General features: G+C 54.5%; 11 protein-coding genes. 6 read left to right on the forward strand and 5 right to left on the reverse strand.

Going from position 1 to position 15,757, the window contains the following annotated elements; translation table 11 throughout:
* The first annotated feature begins 200 nt into the window (after positions 1-200).
* From GTGU_RS04665 to GTGU_RS04675, 3 genes are read left to right on the forward strand one after another with little or no spacing between them, the layout of a single operon-like run.
* Complete coding sequence (locus GTGU_RS04665; protein ID WP_425427399.1) at positions 201-971, forward strand: alpha/beta hydrolase; 771 nt, start codon at positions 201-203, stop codon at positions 969-971.
* Between the two features lie 40 nt (positions 972-1,011).
* Positions 1,012-1,686 (forward strand): heavy metal response regulator transcription factor, encoded by a 675-nt coding sequence (locus GTGU_RS04670; protein WP_038154543.1) that lies wholly within the window; start codon positions 1,012-1,014, stop codon positions 1,684-1,686.
* Positions 1,683-3,068 (forward strand): heavy metal sensor histidine kinase, encoded by a 1,386-nt coding sequence (locus GTGU_RS04675; protein WP_038154544.1) that lies wholly within the window; start codon positions 1,683-1,685, stop codon positions 3,066-3,068. Before GTGU_RS04670 ends, GTGU_RS04675 begins: the two co-directional genes overlap by 4 nt.
* 56 nt (positions 3,069-3,124) lie before the next feature.
* Here the strand turns inward: GTGU_RS04675 and phoH are convergent, their stop codons facing one another.
* The 5 genes from phoH to putP all read right to left on the reverse strand — a co-directional run bounded on the left by phoH (position 3,125) and on the right by putP (position 9,502).
* Positions 3,125-3,913 (reverse strand): phosphate starvation-inducible protein PhoH, encoded by a 789-nt coding sequence (phoH, locus tag GTGU_RS04680; RefSeq protein WP_038154545.1) that lies wholly within the window; start codon positions 3,911-3,913, stop codon positions 3,125-3,127.
* 568 nt (positions 3,914-4,481) lie between these two features.
* The gene (gene efeB, locus GTGU_RS04685) at positions 4,482-5,765 is read right to left on the reverse strand and encodes an iron uptake transporter deferrochelatase/peroxidase subunit (RefSeq protein WP_038154546.1); all 1,284 of its coding nucleotides are present in this window, start codon (positions 5,763-5,765) and stop codon (positions 4,482-4,484) included.
* Between the two features lie 5 nt (positions 5,766-5,770).
* Positions 5,771-6,901, reverse strand: a complete 1,131-nt coding sequence (efeO, locus tag GTGU_RS04690) for an iron uptake system protein EfeO (protein WP_038154547.1) — start codon at positions 6,899-6,901, stop codon at positions 5,771-5,773.
* 57 nt (positions 6,902-6,958) lie between these two features.
* Positions 6,959-7,792 carry an iron uptake transporter permease EfeU gene (gene efeU, locus GTGU_RS04695; protein WP_038154548.1) on the reverse strand — a complete coding sequence of 278 codons (834 nt, stop codon included), beginning with the start codon at positions 7,790-7,792 and terminating at the stop codon, positions 6,959-6,961.
* 201 nt (positions 7,793-7,993) lie between these two features.
* Positions 7,994-9,502: a sodium/proline symporter PutP gene (putP, locus tag GTGU_RS04700; RefSeq protein ID WP_038154549.1), complete on the reverse strand. Its 1,509-nt coding sequence runs from the start codon at positions 9,500-9,502 to the stop codon at positions 7,994-7,996.
* Positions 9,503-9,914: 412 nt separating this feature from the next.
* Here putP and putA point away from each other — a divergent pair, with 412 nt between their 5' ends.
* The 3 genes from putA (at position 9,915) to GTGU_RS04715 (ending at position 15,717) form a co-directional block, all read left to right on the forward strand.
* Complete coding sequence (gene putA / locus GTGU_RS04705) at positions 9,915-13,877, forward strand: trifunctional transcriptional regulator/proline dehydrogenase/L-glutamate gamma-semialdehyde dehydrogenase (RefSeq protein ID WP_038154550.1); 3,963 nt, start codon at positions 9,915-9,917, stop codon at positions 13,875-13,877.
* A 531-nt stretch (positions 13,878-14,408) separates the two neighbouring features.
* Positions 14,409-15,242, forward strand: a complete 834-nt coding sequence (locus GTGU_RS04710; protein WP_038154551.1) for a winged helix-turn-helix domain-containing protein — start codon at positions 14,409-14,411, stop codon at positions 15,240-15,242.
* Positions 15,235-15,717: a hypothetical protein gene (locus GTGU_RS04715; RefSeq protein ID WP_038154552.1), complete on the forward strand. Its 483-nt coding sequence runs from the start codon at positions 15,235-15,237 to the stop codon at positions 15,715-15,717. The genes GTGU_RS04710 and GTGU_RS04715 overlap by 8 nt, the downstream gene beginning before the upstream one ends.
* The last annotated feature ends 40 nt before the right edge of the window (positions 15,718-15,757 follow it).

A 15,757-nucleotide genomic window follows, 5' to 3' on the forward strand; every position in this document is an offset into this window, starting at 1 on the left:
CACCGCCATATTTAAAGAAGAGCTCGCATGCAAATGCGGGCTTTTTTTCGCATGTAGCGCCGTACCAGGGGGATGAGAACGCCCGACCGGAGTACAACCGTCCCCCTCCGTCATTTTTTTGTCATAACTCACTCACCCTGTTGTCAGAACCCTCTCGCTACACTCACTCCCACATTCAGAGTCAATTCCTGTGAGGAGAAATGAGCATGAAACTGAAAAACAGCGCAGTTATGGGCATCATCGCCGCAGCCCTGATGATGACCGGTGTCAGTCACGCCGTCCAGGCTGCCCCGGTGAAGAATATCGTCCTGGTGCATGGTGCCTTTGTGGATGGATCAGGGTGGAAACCGGTCTATGATATTTTGCGTCGTGATGGCTATAAGGTCACGTTGGTGCAGGAGCCGTTAACCTCATTTGCTGACGATGTCACGGCAACCCGGAGGATCCTGAACCGCCAGGATGGCCCGGTTATTCTGGTCGGTCATAGCTATGGCGGCGCGATTATTACCCAGGCCGGTAATGATCCCAAAGTGACCGGGCTGGTTTATATCGCCGCCCACGCGCTGGATGCCGGGGAGAACCGGGCAGAAATCAGTAAAAAATATCCCAACACGGCCCATCCTTTTATTAAAACATCGGATGGCTACGTTATGCTTGATCCACAGTACTTCCCGGGTGATTTTGCTGCCGACCTGCCGAATGAGCTGGCGCAGTTCCAGGCGCAGGCGCAAATCCCCACGTCGCCCACTTCACTTGCGGCGGTGGTGACCGAAGCGGCATGGAGAACCAAACCCAGCTGGTATATGGTGGCCAGGTCGGACAAAATTATTAATCCCGATCTGCAGCGTATGTACGCTAAACGCGCTAAAAGCCATACCGTGGAAGTCGACGGCAGCCATTCCGTTTATCAGTCTCATCCTAAAGAAGTCGCCACGCTGATTGAGCAAGCGGCTAACATCGCGCAGAACTGAGTTACCGCTGCTGCGCTGGGAAGCACGTCCAGGAGCCATCGTGAAAATACTGGTGATAGAAGACGAACCCAAGGCGCGTGAATACATGCGCAGCGGCCTGACCGAATCCGGTTACGTGGTTGATGTCGCGGCAGATGGTCAGGAAGGGCTGTTTATGGCCCAGGAATACTATTACGACCTCATCCTGTTAGATGTGATGATGCCTCAGATGAATGGCTGGGAGGTGATGGCTCAGCTGGATAAGCAGCTGGATACGCCGGTCATTTTCCTTACGGCCAAAGGCACCTTAGAGGACAAAATCAAAGGGCTGGAGCTTGGCGCGGATGACTATCTGGTCAAACCCTTCTCCTTTGCGGAACTGCTGGCCCGTATCCGTACCGCGCTGCGCCGTGGTGGGCAGGCAAAGCGGGAAGAGCAACTGGAAGTGGGCGATCTGCGTCTGAATATTAGTACGCGCCGGGTGGAACGCGCAGGTGTCCGTCTGGATCTGACCAACAAAGAGTTCAACTTATTACAGCTGTTTATGCAGAACCCCGGTCAGGTGCTGACCCGGACGCTTATCGCCTCGCGCGTCTGGGATATGAATTTTGACAGCGATACAAACGTGGTGGATGTGGCCGTCCGCCGCCTGAGGCAAAAAGTGGATGCGCCCTTCGCCTTTCCGCTGATCCATACCGTGCACGGCGTGGGTTATTGCTGTGAGGAAAAGCGATGAGAAATCTGGCCATCAGTACCCGTTTATCGCTGATGATGGGGACCGCGGTTCTGGTGGTGCTGATTGGCGTGGGAACGGCCCTTTATCAGTCGCTTTGCCAGCAACTGAGCATTCGTGACGACACCGCGTTACTCAACCGCCTGGATCAAATCCGCACGCTGGTGCTTGATGAAGATGTCCAGCAGATGATCCGCAAAAAGCCACATCTGTTTACTAACATGCTGGGTAATACAGAATCGCTACTGGTGCTGCGTTTTCCCGGGCAACCGCCACTGATCGAGGTGAATCCCGGTCAGCGTCCATTGCCGGAGCATGTGCCGGTGGTTGCCAGCCGACCGCTCAACCTGGCCGATGTACATCATCAGCCAGCGCAAAATGGCGTGCCCTTTATTTCAGCCGCCGCGCTGGCGATAACCGGTAATCCTCCCCGTCAGCTCGAAATTATTACCGGCAGGCTGATGACCGAGCGCTCACAAATCCAGGCGAACTACCTGCGCCAGATTGCGCTAATCACGCTGTGCGCCGCACTGGTGGTGGTGATACTGAGCGCCTTATTAGCCCGACGCAGCCTGCGGCCATTGCAACGCCTGGCCAGGGAAACGTCGGCCATTGACGTGCGCCATCTGGGGCGTCGCATCGCCCTGCACAACACGCCCTCTGAACTGCAGCCACTGATCAAAGCCTTTAATCAAATGCTGGACAGGCTGGAAAACAGCTTTCAACAGCTCAGCCAGGTCAGTGCGGATATGGCCCACGATCTTCGCACGCCGATCGGCAATCTGATGGGGCAAACAGAGATCGCGCTGACGCAAAAACGTACCGAAGCCTATTACACCGCGCTGCTTGGCTCCAACTTTGAAGAGCTGGTGCGTCTGTCGACGATGATCGACAAAATGTTGTTTCTTGCCCGCGCAGAAAATGCCAGCCAGGCGATTAACAAAATCCCGCTGTCGCTGGCGGAGGTGCTGCATCCGCTGGCGGATTATTTTGAAGGTCTGGCAGAAGAGCGGCAGGTCACCCTGCGCTTTTCGCTCGCCGGAAACGTCATAGCCGATGCCGACCTGCTACAGCGAGCCGTCGCCAATCTGTTAGCTAACGCCATCCGCTATGCGGACAGCCATAGCGAAGTCCTCATTGAGGCGCGCCAGCAACCTGATGGCGTGCTGATTTGCGTGACCAACCACGGCGATGCAATTCCGGCGGAGCAACAGGAAAGGTTGTTTGATCGCTTCTGGCGAGCCGACAGCGCGCGACATGCCTCTAAAAACAGCAGCGGACTGGGGTTGTCTATTGTTCGCAGTATTATGCAATTGCATCAGGGAAGCTGTGGCGTGAAATGTGAACAGCGCCAGACGACATTCTGGCTGCGCTTTCCGCATTAGCGATTCAAAAACAAAGCCCGGTTTCCCGGGCCTTGAGTGCGTAACAGAACCGTCGTTTAGCTATAGGCATTCAGTGTACGCTGGCACAGTGCAGAGCGTACGCAATCGTCTTTCGTGAAACGAACAATGCCTATCATTTCATCTTCCTCGAAACGTGCGAGCGCATCGCTTAACCCTGACTGGACGCCAGAGGGCAAATCACACTGGGTGATGTCACCGTTCACGATAACCGTCACGTTCTCCCCGAGGCGCGTTAAAAACATCTTCATTTGCGCTGCGGTGACATTCTGGGCCTCATCAAGGATCACCACCGCATTTTCAAAGGTACGTCCACGCATATAGGCGAACGGCGCGATTTCCACCTTACCAATCTCTGGTCGCAGGCAGTATTGCATGAAGGATGCTCCCAGCCGTTTTACGAGCACGTCGTAAACCGGGCGGAAATAAGGGGCAAACTTCTCGGATATATCTCCGGGTAAGAAGCCGAGATCTTCGTCAGCTTGCAGGACCGGACGGGTAACAATGATCCTGTCCACATCCTTATGTATCAGGGCCTCCGCCGCTTTCGCCGCGCTGATCCAGGTTTTACCGCACCCGGCCTCACCGGTTGCGAAGATCAGCTGCTTATTCTCGATAGCATTCAGGTAGTGCACCTGAGCGTCATTGCGTGCTTCAACGGGAGAAGTATCACGGCCTTCCCGCGCCATGCCAATTGATTCCACGCCACTCATCTGCACAAGCGAGGTGACCGATTCTTCTTCACGTTGCTTATGGCTACGTGAATCTCGTCTCAGCACACGTTTTGCTTCACGACGAGCTTTGATCACTGCTTTTTGTCTTCCCATGGATAGCACCTTGCGTTGTTGGTATTCATCACACGCGCCTTGAACGGCACGACTATGCGTACGAACGATTGAGGTTTGGCTTCCTTGTAAGCCATTGCTTGCTGCTGGAAAAAGTGTAGACGCACGATGCCATGCACCCTGCGCCACACCGGTGAATGCGTTTGTTGTCGAAAATGGGGAAAATTCAGGGGTGAAGAAGTCGCTGCCGGAGGCTGGGGCTCCGTGCTGGGTATTGCGGGTTGTTTTTCTGCTTTGTCCAGTACAGGACGCTACCATTAGCGATCTCCATCGTGAGACTACATCACTGCCGGGAACTACCGCTTATGTCAATAAGTACACCATATATTATCAATAGTGCAACATATTTTTTACCTGAACATAACTTTCAACGTCCCGAACAGTTCGGGAAAGTATCTGGCATTTATATTACAGAAATATATCAATACTTTGGAATCAGAAAAAATATCGAATTATTGATAAGTGAATTATGCGCACAGAAAACAATAAGCGTCAAAAGGATTTGTTGTCGAGGTAAAAATGAGACCTGCCCTTGCGGGCAGGTTATTATTCAGGCACTTAGCAGTGTCTGCCCCAGATAGTGTTGCTTATCTTTCGCCGCTGGCAGTACAAAGAAAAAGCCACCGCCAATCGGTTTGATGTACTCTTCCAGCGCTTCGCCATTGAGTCTTTTCTGCACTGTCAGGAAACCTTTTTCCAAATCGTGCTGATAACAGACAAAAAGCAGTCCCATATCGAGCTGACCAGAAGGGGTTGCGCCAAGGGAATAACTGTAGCCCCGGCGCATCATCAGGCTGGACTGGGTTTCCGGCGTGCGCGGATTCGCCAGACGGATATGGCTGTCGAGGGCAATCACATCGCCGTTCGGATCACGGCTGTAATCCGGTACGTCATGCTCATGCTGCATTCCCAGCGGCGCCCCACTCTGCTTGTCGCGTCCGAAAATCGTCTGCTGCTCTTTCAGCGGCGTACGATCCCAGAACTCGACGTGGAACTGAATAATACGCACAGCCTGGTAAGAGCCGCCCACCGCCCATGCGGGCTCGTCCTGATCGGCTGTTACCCAGACAACGTTGTCCATCAACGGCGCATCGCTGCTGTCGGGATTCGCGGTACCATCCTTAAAGCCCAGCAGGTTCACCGGTGTCTCTTTGCCTTTGCTGCGTGCGGCATGGTCGGAGATAAACCCTTCCCGCTTCCATCGCACACTGAGCAGATCCGGCGTGTGCTTGATGATATCGCGCAGGGCGTGAATCACTGTATCCTGGGTGTTGGCACAGATCTGCAATAACAGGTCACCGTGGCACAGCGAGGCATCCAGTGAATCATTCGGAAAGCGCGTCATCTTTTGCAGTTTTTTCGGTGCTTTCCCGGCCAGGCCGAAACGCTCATCAAACAGGGAATGGCCCACGGAGACGGTCATCGTCAGGTTATCCGGGGCGATGTACGGCCCGAGGATGCCGGAGTCCATCGGCGGAAGGCGCGGGTTGGGCGTCTCCGGCGCCGGGCCGCCTGCGGTCAGGAAAGCAATGCGCTGCGTCAGCAGGCGAAACAGCCGCTCAAGTTCAGCCTTGTCACCTGCCAGCACATCAAACGCTACCAGCATCATCGATGCCTGCTGCGGCGTCAGAATGCCTGACTGGTGGAGGCCATAGAACGGCTGCGTTTCCATGCGCGCATCCGGCGATGCGGTGCCGGGCGCGCTCTGCGGTTTTGCCGCATGAGCGACCGGACATCCGCCGCTGAATGCCAGCGCGCCTCCCAGCACGCCGATACCTTTGAGTAAACGGCGACGTGACGGTTCGTTTACGTCGTCATGTTTTTGTTGTGCCATGATGCTTAGTCCAGCCCCAGGATCCCGCGCAGCTGTGCAAGGTCTTCCGCCAGGGTAGTGATCGGCCCTTTCAGCGCGTTGCGGTCAGCACTGGTCAGTTTGTCGTAAGTTTCGTAACCGTCTTTGGTGCGATACTTCGCCAGGATCGCATCCACTTTTTTGAAGTTGGCATCAACTTTCGCCAGCAGCGCGTTGTTCTCTTTCTGAAGTTGCGGACGCAGCAGGTCGACAATTTTCTGCGCGCCATCAATATTGGCCTGGAAGTCCCACAGGTCAGTGTGGCTGTAGCGATCTTCTTCGCCGCTGATTTTGCTGGCTGCCACTTCTTCAATCAGCCCGGCCGCGCCGCCCACCACTTTTGATGGCAGGAACGCCAGTTCGCTGATGCGTTTTTGCAGTTCAAGCACGTCAGTGTTCAACTGGGTCGCGTACTGCTCCATCCCTTTGGTGGTGTTGTCGCCAAACAGCGCTTTTTCGAGGCGGTGGAAGCCGGTGAATTTCGGGTCGTCCGCTTTCTGTTCATAGTCGTCTTCACGAGCATCGATGCTGCCGTCGAGGTCAGAGAACAGCTCGGCGATGGGTTCAATACGCTCGTAGTGCTGGCGAGTCGGTGCGTACAGTGCTTTCGCTTTTTCGATGTCGCCGGCTTTCACGGCATCGGTAAAGGCTTTAGTGCCTTTAACCAGTTCCGCGGTTTCAGCGGTGACGTAGGTTTTATAGTGGGTGATCGCTTCACCGAGGCTGAGCACAGCATTCGCTTTGGCCGCGTCCGCCGCTGTCGCTTCGCCTTTGACAATCAGCTTGCCTTTCGGGTTGGTCAGCAGGCCGCAGGTCATGTCATATTCACCCGGCTGCAGGTTGGCGGTCATCTTCTGGGTGAATCCCGGCGCGATGTTTTCACGCTCTTCCACCACCATCACGCCTTTGAGGATTTCCCACTCCAGCGCTTTCTGACTGTGGTTCTGGATGATGAACTGCGTTTTACCGGCATTGACGGTGATGCTCATCGGCTCACACTGTTTGTCATTGACGGTCACTTTTACCTGCGGAATATCCGCAGCCTGAGCAGCAAAAACAGAAGCGAACAGCGCAGCAATACCCACTTGCAGCGCACTACGGCGGAAGTTAGTTGTCATGACCTATCCCTTTCAATAAGTATGTTGTAACTAAATAGTGTAATGCGTCGAATGACATCAGGGTGCTGTACGGGACGCTGTCGTACCGGCACGCGGCGGCAGTGCGAACAGCACCAGCGCCGGAATCAGATAAATAAAGTAAACCGCCACTTCGCTGACACTCGGCGCTTCCTGGTAGCCGAAAATACCTTCCATCAGCGTTCCCGTCAGGGAATGCGTGGAGAGCACATTGCTGAAATCAAACGCCACTTGCTGGAAGTTGTTCCACAGCCCGGCTTCATGAAAAGCGCGGATCGCCCCTGCCGCCAGCCCTGCCGCTACCAGTAAGATAAACAGGCTGGTCCATTTGAAGAACGCGCCAAGGTTAAGCCGGATGCCGCCCCAATAAAGCAGAAAGCCGAGCACTACTGCCGTCGCCAGCCCAAGCACCGCGCCCAGCGGCGGCCAGATGCCGACATCCTGCTGAAACGCCGCCAGCAGGAAGAACACCGACTCCAGCCCTTCACGCGCAACGGCGAAGAAAACCATCAGGATCAACGCCCAGCCGTGGTGATTGCTGCGCTGGAGCGCGTTATCTACAGCCTGTTCCAGTTGTTGCTTTACGTTGCGTGAGACTTTACGCATCCAGAACACCATCCATGTCAGGATGACGACCGCGACCAGCGCCACCAGCCCTTCAAACAGTTCCTGCTCTTTTTGCGGGAACTCGCCGGTGGTTTCGTTAATAAAGACGCCTAAACCGAGACACAGCGCCGCGGCGAGAAACACGCCAATCCACATTACGCCAATCCAGCGACCGCGTTGGGTGCGCTTCAGATAACTGGCGATCAGGCTGACAATAAGCGCCGCCTCAAGTCCTTCACGTAACATAATGAGAAATGGAACAAACATGCCGACATCCTTAAATGTGAATCACGGTCAGTTGGTGCAAAGAAAAGTAAATCTTAGTGATTGCGATTATCATTACGGCGCAAATAAACACAAGCAAAATGTCACGAGAATAATGACAGGATGTAAAAATTGAGCGGGGAATGGATTCAGGGAGAGGCGTTCCTGAGTCCGAAAAGCGGACTCAGGAACGTTTTCAGCGGGTTATTCCGCCTGTAAACGTGACGGTGGCGCCGAGTGGTAATGCGCATCCGCTTCAGCAAAACGCTGTTGCATAGCGGCAGACGGTGCTTTACCCAGCAGGCTGAAAATCACGATGCCGAGGCTACCGAAGATGAAACCAGGGATAATCTCGTACAGATCCAGCCAGCCGAACTGTTTCCAGACGATGACGGTCACCGCACCGATGATCATCCCGGCCAGCGCCCCGTTGCGGGTCATGCGCGACCACATCACCGAGAACAGCACTACCGGGCCAAACGCGGCGCCGAAGCCCGCCCAGGCATAACTCACCAGCCCCAGCACGCGGTTTTCCGGGTTCGAGGCAAGCGCGATGGCCACCAGCGCAACCACCAGCACCATGATGCGCCCTACCCATACCAGTTCTGTCTGGCTCGCGCCTTTACGCAGGAATGCTTTGTAGAGATCTTCTGTGATGGCGCTGGAGCAGACCAGCAGCTGGCAGCTCAGGGTGGACATCACCGCCGCCAGAATCGCCGACAGCAGAATACCGGCAATCCACGGGTTGAACAGGATTTGCGCCAGCTCAATGAACACGCGCTCGGCGTTCTGATTTACCGCACCCGCCAGCGACGGGTTATTGTTGAAGTAGGCGATGCCGAAGAAACCGACGGCCACCGCCCCTGCCAGACACAAGATCATCCAGGTCATACTGATACGGCGGGCATGCACGATGCTGTGGTGTGAGTCAGCCGCCATGAAGCGCGCCAGAATGTGCGGCTGCCCGAAATAGCCCAGACCCCAGCCCATCAACGAGATGATGGCGACGAAGTTCAGCCCTTTCAGCATGTCGACGTTTTCAATGCTTTTTTGTTTGATCACTTCCAGCGAATCGCCGAAACCGCCGACGGTCAGAATAACGATGACCGGGGTCAGGATCAGCGCGAAAATCATCAGGCTGGCCTGCACGGTGTCGGTCCAGCTGACGGCGAGGAAGCCGCCGATGAAGGTATAAATAATGGTGGCTGCGGCACCAGCCCACAGTGCGGTTTCATAGCTCAGCCCGAAAGTACTTTCGAACAGACGCGCACCAGCGACAATCCCGGAAGCGCAGTAGATAGTGAAGAACAGCAAAATGACCAGCGCAGAAATAATACGCAGTATGCGGCTGGTATCTTCAAAGCGGCCAGTGAAGTAATCCGGCAACGTCAGGGCATTGTTGTTCACTTCGGTGTGGACGCGCAGGCGGCCAGCCACCAGTTTCCAGTTGATCCATGCCCCGACCGTAAGGCCGATGGCAATCCAGCTTTCGGAGATCCCGGAGATAAAAATCGCCCCCGGCAGGCCCATCAGCAGCCAGCCACTCATGTCAGACGCCCCGGCGGACAACGCCGTCACAAACGGACCCAGACTGCGGCCACCAAGAATATAGTCATCAAAGTTTTTCGTGGAGCGCCACGCAATAAACCCGATTAAGATCATGCCAAAGATATAGACGCAAAACGTCACCAGCATCGGTGTACTAATAGCCATGAAACCTCTCCAGAACTCTTTTTTATTCGCCGTTATATTCCATCACCGGAACGGGGTGATGATTCTGTGACTGCCAGGGGGACAGTATCCTGACCGAAGCTTTAAAATTTCACAAACGATTTAACACATCATTTACAACGAATGCACCCTGCTCCCTGAGCTAAATTCTCACAGGTTGCACTCGCTCACACTTCTGGCGGTTGCACCTTTTATTTTTGTTAAGCAACGCATAGAAACGTTTTGCGTTTTATTACTTCCATTTTTAATTTTACGTTTTCCATTAACAATTCATTCATTTTTAAGCTTGCTACTCAGGTCACAATTAACAAGGTTGCACAAAGTTGCAACATGATAGATATTTCTGCGTAACCAAATAAAAGTACACAAAGAACAAACACAGGAGTGAACGGCAATGGGCACCACCACCATGGGGGTTAAGCTTGACGACGCCACCCGCGAACGCATCAAAGCGGCCGCAACCCGAATTGATCGCACACCGCACTGGTTAATTAAGCAGGCGATTTTTAACTATCTCGAACGACTGGATAATGACGATGCGCTGCCGGAGCTGCCCGCACTGCTTTCCGGCGCCGCCAACGAAAGCGATGAAGCCACAGCACCCGTCGATGAAGCCCATCAGCCGTTCCTTGAATTTGCCGAACAAATTCTGCCGCAGTCTGTCACCAGGGCGAATATTACCGCCGCATACCGTCGTGCCGAAACCGATGCGGTACCGATGCTGCTTGAACAGGCGCGTCTGCCACAGAACGTGGCGGAACAGGCGCACAAGCTGGCGTATCAACTGGCAGAAAAACTGCGCAACCAGAAAACCGCCAGTGGTCGCGCCGGTATGGTGCAGAGTCTGTTGCAGGAATTTTCGCTTTCCTCTCAGGAAGGCGTGGCGCTGATGTGCCTTGCCGAAGCGCTGCTGCGAATTCCGGACAAAGCCACCCGCGATGCGTTAATCCGCGACAAAATCAGCAATGGCAACTGGCAGTCGCACATTGGCCGCAGCCCGTCACTGTTCGTTAACGCCGCCACCTGGGGGCTGCTGTTTACCGGTAAACTGGTGTCAACACATAACGAAGCCAGCCTGTCGCGCTCGCTGAACCGCATCATTGGTAAGAGCGGCGAACCGCTGATCCGTAAAGGTGTGGATATGGCGATGCGCCTGATGGGCGAGCAGTTCGTCACCGGGGAAACCATCGCCGAAGCGCTGGCCAATGCCCGTAAACTGGAAGAGAAGGGTTTCCGTTACTCTTACGATATGCTGGGTGAAGCGGCGCTGACCGCCGCAGACGCGCAGGCGTATATGGTCTCTTATCAGCAGGCCATTCATGCCATTGGCAAAGCGTCTAACGGGCGCGGCATTTATGAAGGTCCGGGCATTTCCATCAAACTGTCTGCCCTGCACCCGCGCTACAGTCGTGCGCAGTACAATCGCGTGATGGACGAACTCTATCCACGCCTGAAGTCATTAACCCTGCTCGCGCGCCAGTATGACATCGGCATTAACATTGATGCCGAAGAAGCCGACCGCCTGGAAATCTCCCTCGATCTGCTGGAAAAACTCTGCTTCGAGCCGGAACTGGCTGGCTGGAACGGCATTGGTTTCGTCATTCAGGCGTACCAGAAACGCTGCCCGTTCGTGATTGATTACCTGGTTGATCTCGCCACACGCAGCCGTCGCCGCCTGATGATCCGTCTGGTGAAAGGCGCTTACTGGGACAGCGAAATCAAACGCGCGCAGATGGAAGGGCTGGAAGGATATCCGGTCTACACCCGCAAGGTGTACACCGATGTTTCCTATATTGCCTGTGCGAAAAAACTGCTTAGCGTGCCAAATCTGATTTACCCGCAGTTCGCCACCCACAACGCCCATACGCTGGCGGCGATTTACCAGCTCGCAGGACAGAACTACTATCCGGGCCAGTATGAATTCCAGTGCCTGCATGGCATGGGGGAACCGCTGTACGAGCAGGTGGTCGGGAAAGTGGCGGAAGGCAAACTGAATCGTCCGTGCCGCATCTATGCCCCGGTGGGCACCCATGAGACGCTGCTGGCGTATCTGGTGCGCCGCTTGCTGGAAAATGGTGCCAACACCTCGTTTGTGAACCGCATCGCTGATAACACCCTGCCGCTGGATGAGCTGGTGGCCGATCCGGTAGAGGCCGTTGAAAAACTGGCGGCCCAGGAAGGCCAGCCAGGTCTGCCACATCCGAAAATTCCGCTGCCGCGCGATTTATACGGTAAAGGCCGCGCTAACTCGGCAGGGCTGGATCTGGCGAACGAACACCGTCTCGCCTCTCTTTCCTCGTCATTACTGAACAGCGCGTTGCAGAAGTGGCAGGCGCTGCCGATGCTGGAACAACCGGTTGACGAAGGTGAGCTTGTGCCAGTGATTAACCCGGCGGAGCCAAAAGACCTGGTGGGTTATGTGCGTGAAGCCAGTGAAAGCGAAGTGGAACAAGCGCTTAACAGCGCGGTGAGCAACGCGCCGATTTGGTTCGCAACGCCGCCGGAAGAACGTGCTGCCATCCTCGAACGTGCGGCGGTACTGATGGAAGGCCAGATGCAACAACTGATGGGCATTCTGGTACGCGAAGCCGGGAAAACCTTCAGCAACGCGATTGCCGAAGTGCGTGAAGCGGTGGATTTCCTTCACTATTATGCCGGACAGGTGCGACACGATTTTGATAATGAAACCCATCGCCCGTTAGGCCCGGTGGTGTGCATCAGTCCGTGGAACTTCCCGCTGGCGATCTTCACCGGTCAGATTGCGGCTGCCCTGGCGGCAGGCAACAGCGTGTTGGCGAAACCCGCGGAACAGACGCCGCTTATCGCCGCCCAGGGCGTGGCTATTCTGCGCGAAGCTGGCGTTCCGGCGGGTGTGATCCAGTTGCTGCCAGGTCGCGGTGAAACCGTCGGGGCACAACTGACTGCCGACAATCGCGTGCGCGGTGTGATGTTTACCGGATCCACTGAAGTCGCCACACTCTTGCAGCGCAATATCGCCAGCCGCCTCGACGCACAAGGTCGTCCGACGCCGCTTATCGCTGAAACCGGCGGCCTGAACGCGATGATTGTGGACTCGTCCGCCCTGACCGAACAGGTAGTGATCGACGTGCTGGCCTCAGCGTTCGACAGCGCCGGTCAGCGTTGCTCTGCCCTGCGCGTACTGTGTCTGCAGGAAGAAGTCGCCGACCACACGCTGACCATGCTACGTGGTGCGATGGCGGAGTGCCGGATGGGTAACCCTGGTCGCCTGACCACCGACATCGGACCGGTTATTGATGCGGAAGCCAAAGCCAACATCGAACAACATATTCAGACCCTGCGCGCCAAAGGCCGTAATGTCTTCCAGGCTGCCTTTGATAACAGCGAAGATGCCCGTGAATGGACCAGCGGCACTTTCGTGCCGCCTACGCTGATTGAACTCGACAGCTTTGATGAACTGAAAAAAGAGGTCTTTGGCCCGGTATTACACGTCGTGCGCTATCGCCGTAACGAGCTGGATCAGTTGCTGGCGCAAATCAACGCTGCGGGTTATGGCCTGACGCTTGGCGTACATACCCGTATTGACGAGACCATCGCGCAGGTCACCGGCAATGCGCACGTCGGCAACCTGTACGTCAACCGCAACATGGTTGGCGCGGTGGTTGGCGTACAGCCGTTTGGCGGCGAAGGGTTGTCAGGCACCGGGCCAAAAGCAGGCGGTCCGCTTTATCTGTACCGCCTGCTATCAAGCCGCCCGGAAACAGCGTTGGCGAAAACTCTCGCCCGTCAGGATGCGGAATATGCGGTCGATACCCAGCTGAAAACCCTGCTGGAAAAACCGCTGATGGTGCTGACGCAATGGGCAGAGAACCGTCCATCGCTGCATGCGCTCTGCCAGCAGTACGGCGAACTGGCGCAGGCCGGAACGCAGCGTCTGCTGCCGGGGCCGACGGGTGAACGCAACACCCTCACCTTCGTACCGCGGGAATGCGTGCTGTGCGTGGCGGATAACGATGATGATGCACTGGTACAGTTAGCCGCGGTGACAGCGGTCGGCAGCGAAGTACTGTGGCCGGACGCGCCGCTGCAACGTGCGCTGGTGAAACAGTTACCGAAAGCCGTTGCCGAGCGTATTCGTTTCGCAAAGCCTGACGTGCTGATGGCGCAGCGTTTTGACGCGGTGATTTATCACGGTGATTCTGACCAGTTGCGTGAACTGTGCGAACAGGTCGCGGCGCGTGATGGCGCGATTGTCTCGGTACAGGGGTTTGCTCGCGGTGAAACCAATCTCTTGCTGGAGCGTTTGTATCATGAACGTTCATTAAGTATTAATACCGCCGCCGCAGGCGGAAATGCCAGCCTGATGACTATTGGTTAAGCAATAATTTGCCCGGCAACGAATGTGTTGCCGGGTACCTTCCAGATGCGATATTCTCGTCATCCGCTTTCATTTGAATGGTTCTACCCCCGAAACGAGAATTTATCTTATATCAGGAAATGCTCAAGTTCTGATTTCGTATAATTTCTCGCATTTCAGCCATGTCGCATATCCCCTGTGAATACGGGCACTTTTAAGTATTTCCCTAGGAATTTATTTCTTAAATCACCTATTTAATACGATTTCCTTATATTACGTATTGAAAGTCGAAACATGTCTGAAGTAAATTTAAGCAATAACTGCCGGTAGTAATAAAAATGCAGAGAAATTAGCTTGTTACATTAAATGGACCTTTTTTAATCTATTGTTAATCGCCCGTCATGCTGAAACTGATAGTAATTCCTGGATTCGTTTCCACTGCGATTAGCATGAATTATTAATACACCAGTCTCCTGCTGGAAAAGGATGTTGCTTTCACTACTCATATTTTTGGGTTGCGCCCAAAATTCATTTTTCTGCCGGTAACGACGTATGCTTTGGATAATCGACGATAACATCGAGTTTATACCCGAAAAAAACAAACTGGCTTCGCTGTCAAGACCGGAACTGTCGGTGCTGTTAACCCGACCAGCCAGCCGTTGTCTTGTGTTGCTGCTGGAGGCGGCGCACAGCGTGGTATTGCACCAAACCTTTTTCGAAAAAGTGTGGCCTGACGAACTGGTGCAGGTGCCGACCAATACCCTCTACCAGAACATTTCTATTGTCCGTCGCGGACTGCGTACTGTTGGGGAAACCGATAAAACCATTCTCGCTACGGTGTCACGCCGGGGCTTTCAGATTGAGAGCAATGTGAAGGTGGTGCGCATCAGTGCAGAGGAATATCACAACACCTCGCAGGTGGAAGCGATTTATGAACCGTCGACGGGGGCGGCCTCACCGGCTTCAGATACGCAGCGCATTGTTAAATCATTAACGAAGCCCCGTCGTCGGATCTGCGTTCTGCGCGATAACAAATGGCCGGCATTGCATATGGCCGTGGCCTTTTTGCTTGGCGCACTGGTCGTCTACAGCGCCACTTTTGTGAATGCTGATGACTCACTGTTCGAGGATTACACCCTGTTCGAAACCAGTAATGGCTGTCACTTCTATTCCACGGAGGATGCAATCGACGACAACAGCCCATACCAGAAAGATAAAGCCACCATTATCAAAACGGGGCTGGACTGCCAGAAATACCCATGGGTGTATTTCCCTTCATCCAATGCATTGCCTGCGCTGACGGCGCTGATCTGCCAAAAACCATATGATGACGCAACCGACTCGGGTTGTGTTTCTCTCTATTTTCGAGGGGTAACTCGTGACTAGAACACAGACAACTGTGGGTTGTCTCATTCTTCTGGTATTAGGAGGGGCTCTCTCCTACCACTTCACATTTCAGGTCGATAAGATTTACAAGCCGGAGCGCTGTTCTGCGCCGGTGCGAGTCTATTCCGGCGACGTGCGCGCGAATCTGATGCTCGATTTTATGTATTCATCCAAAGCCCATTCGGGTGTGGTGTCGGTCAGCGGGACCTACAGCGAGAATAATAAAGTGGTGGGGACAGTACGTCGCGAAGTCGCCTATACCTGGACCGAAAATAAAAACGAGGTGCGCCTGCACTCAGTGAGCGTCAACAAAATGTCAAATGATGAGACGTTACCGGACTCAGTGATGGACGATATCCTGCCGGATTTTTACGTCTATCCTGATAAAAACATTACCTATTCTATCCTCCCGCAGGCGCAAAAAGGGTTCCTGTTCACGGTTGGGCAACGACCGATTTTCTTCTGCGCGCATTGATACACAGAACAGGTATACTACGTTTCATTATGCAATCGGG

It is taken from the genome of Trabulsiella guamensis ATCC 49490 (assembly GCF_000734965.1).
Taxonomy (GTDB): Bacteria; Pseudomonadota; Gammaproteobacteria; order Enterobacterales; family Enterobacteriaceae; genus Trabulsiella; species Trabulsiella guamensis.

Bases quoted from the DNA above. Each gene is read 5' to 3' on its own strand.
- phoH (WP_038154545.1), bottom strand. From the start codon at position 3,913: ATGGGAAGACAAAAAGCAGTGATCAAAGCTCGTCGTGAAGCAAAACGT.
- efeO (WP_038154547.1), bottom strand. From the start codon at position 6,901: ATGACAACTAACTTCCGCCGTAGTGCGCTGCAAGTGGGTATTGCTGCG.
- putP (WP_038154549.1), bottom strand. From the start codon at position 9,502: ATGGCTATTAGTACACCGATGCTGGTGACGTTTTGCGTCTATATCTTT.
- GTGU_RS04675 (WP_038154544.1), top strand. From the start codon at position 1,683: ATGAGAAATCTGGCCATCAGTACCCGTTTATCGCTGATGATGGGGACC.
- efeU (WP_038154548.1), bottom strand. From the start codon at position 7,792: ATGTTTGTTCCATTTCTCATTATGTTACGTGAAGGACTTGAGGCGGCG.
- GTGU_RS04665 (WP_425427399.1), top strand. From the start codon at position 201: ATGAGCATGAAACTGAAAAACAGCGCAGTTATGGGCATCATCGCCGCA.
- efeB (WP_038154546.1), bottom strand. From the start codon at position 5,765: ATGGCACAACAAAAACATGACGACGTAAACGAACCGTCACGTCGCCGT.
- GTGU_RS04710 (WP_038154551.1), top strand. From the start codon at position 14,409: ATGCTTTGGATAATCGACGATAACATCGAGTTTATACCCGAAAAAAAC.
- putA (WP_038154550.1), top strand. From the start codon at position 9,915: ATGGGCACCACCACCATGGGGGTTAAGCTTGACGACGCCACCCGCGAA.